Origin of the sequence: Saccharopolyspora terrae (assembly GCF_004348435.1) — a bacterium.
GTDB classification, from domain to species: Bacteria; Actinomycetota; Actinomycetes; order Mycobacteriales; family Pseudonocardiaceae; genus Saccharopolyspora; species Saccharopolyspora endophytica.
Window position 1 is genome coordinate 1 of record NZ_SMKS01000127.1, and the last position, 5,424, is coordinate 5,424.

Consider the following 5,424-nt stretch of genomic DNA (forward strand, 5'->3'; position numbering starts at 1 on the left):
GAGCGAACCCCCGCCGTCCAGCAGCACGCCACCGCCGGAGCCCGCGCCCACGACCTCACCGGCGGCCACCACCACGACCGAACCCGCGGGATAGCGAGGAGGGGCGCAGCACGCGGACCCGCGCGCTGCGCCCCTCCCGGTCTCGCCGAGATCAGTACAGGTTCACCAGGGCGTCCTTGGTGAACGGGACGAGCTCGTGCTGGCGGTCCTCCAGGACCTTCTGGCCCCACAGCGGGTCGGCCAGCAGCGCGCGGCCGATCGCGACCATGTCGAACTCATCGCGCTCGAAGCGCTCCAGCAGCCGCTCGATGCTCTCCACACCGGCGCCCTTGCCCGCCAGCGAGGCGGCGTCGAAGATCGCGTCCAGGCCGACCGACCCGACGGTGATGACGGGCTTGCCGGTGACCTTCTTCGCCCAGCCCGCGATGTTGAGCTCCGAGCCCGACTCCGGGAACTCCGGCTCCCAGTAGCGGCGGCCGGAGGCGTGGAAGGCGTCGACACCGGCGTCGGCCAGCGGCGTGAGGATCGCCGAGAGCTCGTCGGGGTTCTCGGCGAGCTTGGCGTCGTAGTTGTCGGCCTTCCACTGCGAGAAGCGCAGCACGACGGGGAAGTCGGGGGCGACGCGCTCCCGGATCGCCTTGACGATGTCGACCGCGAACCTGGTGCGCTCGACCGGGTCGCCGCCGAAGGCGTCGGTGCGCCGGTTGGTGCGCTCCCACAGGAACTGGTCGATGAGGTAGCCGTGCGCGCCGTGCAGCTCGATGCCGTCGAAGCCGATGCGCTCGGCGGCCCACGCTGCCTCCGCGAAGGCGTTGATCAGGTCGTCGATGTCCGACAGCGTCAGCGGGGAACCGGCGCCCGGCGCACCGTCCAGGCCGACGCCCGACGGGCCGACGACCGGGGCCTCCGGGAAGGGGCCGGCGCCAGCCGGGCGCTGGATGCCCACGTGCCACAGCTGCGGCATGATCTTGCCGCCCTCGGAGTGCACGGCCCTGACCACGCGCGACCAGCCCGCCAGCTGCTCCTCGCCGTGGAAGCGGGGGATGTCACCGCTGAAGCCCGCCGAGGCGTGGTCGACGTAGGTGCCCTCGGTGATGATCAGGCCGGTGCCCGCGGCGGCGCGGCGCGCGTAATAAGCGGCGACGTCCTCGCCGGGGATGCCGCCCGGGGACTTCTGCCGCGTCATCGGCGCCATCACGATGCGGTTGGGCAGCTCGGCCGAACCGAGGGTGAACGGGCGGGCCAGTGCCTGCGAAGCGCGACTGCTCACAGCGGTGCTCTCCTGTCGATGCGTTCCAGGAGTGGAGTCCCGGAGCTTGAAGTGTGCAAGACAAACTTACATATTCGATTCAGGAAACTGCAACTGTGACAGTCGCTATTATGGGGGCGTTGTTAGACTTCGGTGCGACTCGGGGACGGAGGTGAGGAGATGCTCGACATCCGGTTCTGCCGCGCGCTTCAGGTGATGATGCGGCTGGCCATCGCGGCCGAGGAGGGCTCGGAGGTCCGCAGCTCCACGCAGTTCGCCGAGGAGCTGAGCACCAACCCCAGCCTCGTGCGCAAGCTGCTCGTCCCGCTGCACGCCGAAGGGCTCGTGATCTGCACCAAGGGTCGCGGCGGCGGTGCCAGGCTGGGCAGGCCGGCCGAGGAGATCACGCTCGCCGACATCTACCGCTGCGCCGTCGGCGACAAGCCGCTGTGGGCGCGCTCACCCAACGGCGAGCACGTGTGCATGGTCGCCGCGCGCACCGGCGAGTTCTTCGCCAACCTCACCGCCGAAGCCGAGCGGGCCGTGCTGGCCTCCTTGGGCGACCGCACCCTGGCCGACAGCGTTCGCGAGATCCGCGCGCTGGAACCGGCGCACCGATGACTTGCGGTTGACGCTGCGTCAACTGGTTGTCTGGTCGCCATGAACCCGCTGGAGCACAAGCCGCTGACGATCGGACAGGTCGCCGAGCTCGCCGACGTCTCACCCCGCACCGTTCGCCACTACCACCAGATCGGTCTGCTGGGCGAGGCCGAGCGGGACTCCGCCGGTCGGCGGGTCTACCGGACCTCGGCGATCGCCCGCCTGCTGCTGATCCGCAAGCTCGTCGACCTCGGCCTGAGCCTGTCGCAGATCGAGGGCGTGGCCGACGGGACCACCGAGCTCGCCGACCTGCTCGACGGCGTCGAACGCGACCTGGCCGAGCAGGAGCAGCGCATCGCCCGGCAGCGCGAGTCGCTGCGCCTGGTGCGCGCCGCCGGCGGCGCGCCGGCGTTGATCGGCGAGATCGGCGACGAGAGCGAGCAGGTCGCGCGCCTGCGGCGCCACGCCGGTGTTCCCGGTGACCAGCAGCGGGACATGCTGCTACTCGTGGAGAAGGCGTTCGGCCCGCAGCGCGCCGTCCTGCAGGCCGCCACCGACAACCTCGCCGACACCGATGAGCACCTGCGCGCCTTGGCCGCCCGGGTCACCGAGCACTACGACCACCTCGCCACGGCCGAGCCCGACGATCCGAGGGTCGAGCAGTGCGCCCAGGACCAGCTCGAACTCGCCGACGCCGTGCGCGAAGCCGAACTCGCGGCGGGCATCGACGGCGACGCCCTCTGGCGGGACCTGGCCGCCGAGGAGGAGCAGGACCCGGAGATCAAAGCCCTCGCCATCCAGGCGATGAACTCCGAGGTCCCGCAACTCTCACCGGCGCAGCACCAGGCCCTGCGCCGCTACCTGCAGAAGGCCGTCGCGGCTCAGACGCGCCCCGCGTAGTCCGGGGCGTCCTCGAGGCGGGTGGTGAGGGCCTCGGCGATGTCCTCCGGGAACGGGGAAGTGCGGCCCTGCTCGGAATCCACGTGCAGGGCGACGAGTTCCGTCGTGGCCCGCAGGACGTCGTCCACCACCATCTCGTGGCAGAGGCGCAGCTTCTTGGCGCCCACCTCGACGACCCTGGTGGTGATGAGCATCTCCGAGCCCGGAGGGACCTCGCGGAGGTACCGGACGTGGGCCTCGACCGTGTAGAGCGAGCAGCCGGTCCGCTTCAGGTAGTCGGAGTCCATGCCGATCCGCTCCATCAGGGCGTCGGTGGCGAAGCCGAAGACCAGCACGTAGTAGGCCTCGCTGAGGTGACCGTTGTAGTCGATCCACTCAGGACGGACCTGCTGCCGCATCATCATCGCGCCCCCCGGACCTCGTTGACCGCGCGCATCACCGCGATGACGGCCTTGTCCCGGTCGGCCACCAGCTCCGGGATGCTCCGGCCGTCGGCCGCTTCCTCGCACCCGTCGACCATGCGGTCGCGCAGCTCGGGGGTGAGCTCCGGCGCCTCCAGCCGGGTCCACGGCGACTTCAGCGACGGCCCGAAGTGGTCGAGCATGTGCGCCATGCCGCCCTCGCCGCCCGCGAGGTGGAAGGTCAGGCACGGTCCCAGCAGCGGCCAGCGCAACCCGGGCCCCTCGGTGATGGAGGCGTCGATCTGCTCCACGGTCGCCTCGCCGTTGTCGACCATGTGCAGCGCCTCGCGCCAGATCGCCTCCTGCAGGCGGTTGGCGATGAACCCGGGGACCTCGCGGTCCATCTTGATCACGTGCTTGCCCGCGACCTCGAAGAACTCCGCCGCGAAGTCCACCGCCCACTGCTCGGAGGACTCGCCGCCGACGACCTCCACCAGCGGGATCAGGTAGGGCGGGTTGAACGGGTGCCCGACGACCAGGCGGCCCGGGTTCGCGCACCGGGTCTGCATGTCGGTCATCGGGTAGCCCGAGGTCGACGAGGAGATCACCACGCCGGCCGGGGTCGCGGCGTCGATCTTGGCGAGCAGGTCCTGCTTGAGCGCGAGGTCCTCGGGCGCGCTCTCCTGCACGAACTCCGCTTCGGCGACGGCCTCGTCGAGGGTGTCGGCGACGGTGAGGTTGTCCCGGGAGGCGCCGTCGGCCAGCCCGAGCTCGGTCAGCGCCGGCCAGGCGGCGTCGACGAGTCGCCGGAGCTTCTCGGCCGCGTCGGGCGCCGGGTCCCACGCGGTGACCCGGTAGCCGCGGGCCAGGAAGTGCGCTGCCCAGCCGCCGCCGATCACTCCCGCGCCGATGCAGGCGACGTGGCGGACCCGCGATGCGGTCTCGTTGTCCACAGTGGATTCCCTTCGGTTCAGGAGCGGGGCTTGAGGCCGAGCTTGGCGCGGGCCTGGTCCGGGGTGGCGATCTTGGCGCCCATGCCCTCGATGATGGTCACGGCGCGCTCGACCAGCTGCGCGTTGGTGGCCTTCACGCCGCGGCTCAGGTAGAGGTTGTCCTCCAGGCCGACGCGGACCTGCCCGCCGAGCAGCGCCGACTGCGCGACCCACGGGAGCTGGTTGCGGCCGATGGCGAAGCTCGCCCAGTTCGCGCCCTCCGGCAGCATGTTCACCATCGCCTGCAGCACGCCGGGGTCGACCGGAGCGCCGTAGGGAATTCCCATGCACAGCTGGAACAGCGGCGGGGCGTCGATGAGGCCCTCTTCGATCATCTTCTTGGCGAACCACAGCTGGCCGGTGTCGAAGATCTCCAGCTCGGGCTTCACGCCCAGCTCCTGGATGCGCTTGGCGCCCGCCCGCAGCATGTCCGGGGTGGAGATGTAGAGCTGGCTGCCGTCGCCGAAGTTCAGCGAACCGCAGTCCAGCGTGCAGATGTCCGGGAGCAGCTCCTCGACGTGCGGCAGCCGCTCCAGGCCGTTGACCAGGTCGGTTCCGTCGACCGGCTTGAGCGGGTCGTCCTGATCGATGAACAGGTCGCCGCCCATGCCCGCGGTCAGGTTCAGCACCACGTCCACGCCGGACTCGCGGATCCGCCGCACCGTCTCCCGGTAGACCGACACGTCGCGCGTGCCCTGGCCGGTCTCGATGTCGCGCACGTGCACGTGGACCACGGCCGCGCCCGCGTTCGCCGCCTCCACGGCCGACTGCGCGATCTGCTCCGGGCTGACCGGCACGTGCGGGCTCTTGCCGACGGTGTCGCCGGCGCCGGTGAGCGCCGCGGTGATGATGACCTCTTCGTTCATCGCTCTTCCTTCAAGCTCGTTGCGGTGCGGACCATCTCGCGTCGGATGGACTCGTGGGGGCGCCCGGCGCGTCGCTCCGCGGAGCGGCCGGGGGAGTGGTGGTGGATCCTGGCGGCCGACGTCCCGCGCGCCGGCGCGACGCGCGCGGCGACCACCTGCCGGGCCGCCACGGGGAACCGGGGCCGGACCCGCTCGACCCACCCGCCGTCCAACACGCACCGGACCGTACCGACACCATGCGCAAATCGCAACATTCAACTGAGGAGTCAGTCAGTCGCAATCCGCTGGTCGGGTGCTCGACTCACCCCGAAACCGAATACGGCCGTTTTCCGGGACCCGAATACGGCCGTTTTCCGGTGCCTGAATACGGCGGTAATCGGGGTTGTGGGTTTGATCGGGGGTGTGGCGGGTCAGGG

Annotated in this window: 6 protein-coding genes; 2 read left to right on the top strand and 4 right to left on the bottom strand. The window is 70.8% G+C overall.

The features are described 5' to 3' along the window. Window positions 1-151: 151 nt before the first annotated feature. A complete protein-coding gene (locus E1181_RS30850) occupies window positions 152-1,270 on the bottom strand; it encodes an NADH:flavin oxidoreductase (RefSeq protein ID WP_132679934.1) in 1,119 nt (372 codons plus the stop codon). Window positions 1,271-1,429: 159 nt separating this feature from the next. Here E1181_RS30850 and E1181_RS30855 point away from each other — a divergent pair, with 159 nt between their 5' ends. Beyond that, on the top strand, window positions 1,430-1,870 hold the full coding sequence (locus E1181_RS30855; RefSeq protein WP_132679935.1) for an Rrf2 family transcriptional regulator: 441 nt from the start codon (window positions 1,430-1,432) through the stop codon (window positions 1,868-1,870). Window positions 1,871-1,909: 39 nt separating this feature from the next. Continuing rightward, the gene (locus E1181_RS30860; protein ID WP_132679936.1) at window positions 1,910-2,749 is read left to right on the top strand and encodes a MerR family transcriptional regulator; all 840 of its coding nucleotides are present in this window, start codon (window positions 1,910-1,912) and stop codon (window positions 2,747-2,749) included. On the opposite strand, the gene E1181_RS30865 is transcribed toward E1181_RS30860, so the two are convergent. The 3 genes from E1181_RS30865 to E1181_RS30875 are packed head-to-tail and all read right to left on the bottom strand — an operon-like array spanning window position 2,731 to window position 5,008. Beyond that, entirely contained in the window at window positions 2,731-3,153 is a 423-nt protein-coding gene (locus E1181_RS30865) for a thioesterase family protein (RefSeq protein WP_132679937.1), read from the bottom strand. The genes E1181_RS30860 and E1181_RS30865 overlap by 19 nt on opposite strands. Beyond that, the gene (locus E1181_RS30870; protein WP_132679938.1) at window positions 3,150-4,103 is read right to left on the bottom strand and encodes a 3-hydroxyacyl-CoA dehydrogenase NAD-binding domain-containing protein; all 954 of its coding nucleotides are present in this window, start codon (window positions 4,101-4,103) and stop codon (window positions 3,150-3,152) included. Before E1181_RS30870 ends, E1181_RS30865 begins: the two co-directional genes overlap by 4 nt. Window positions 4,104-4,120: 17 nt before the next feature. After that, the gene (locus E1181_RS30875; protein WP_132679939.1) at window positions 4,121-5,008 is read right to left on the bottom strand and encodes a BKACE family enzyme; all 888 of its coding nucleotides are present in this window, start codon (window positions 5,006-5,008) and stop codon (window positions 4,121-4,123) included. Window positions 5,009-5,424: the final 416 nt, after the last annotated feature.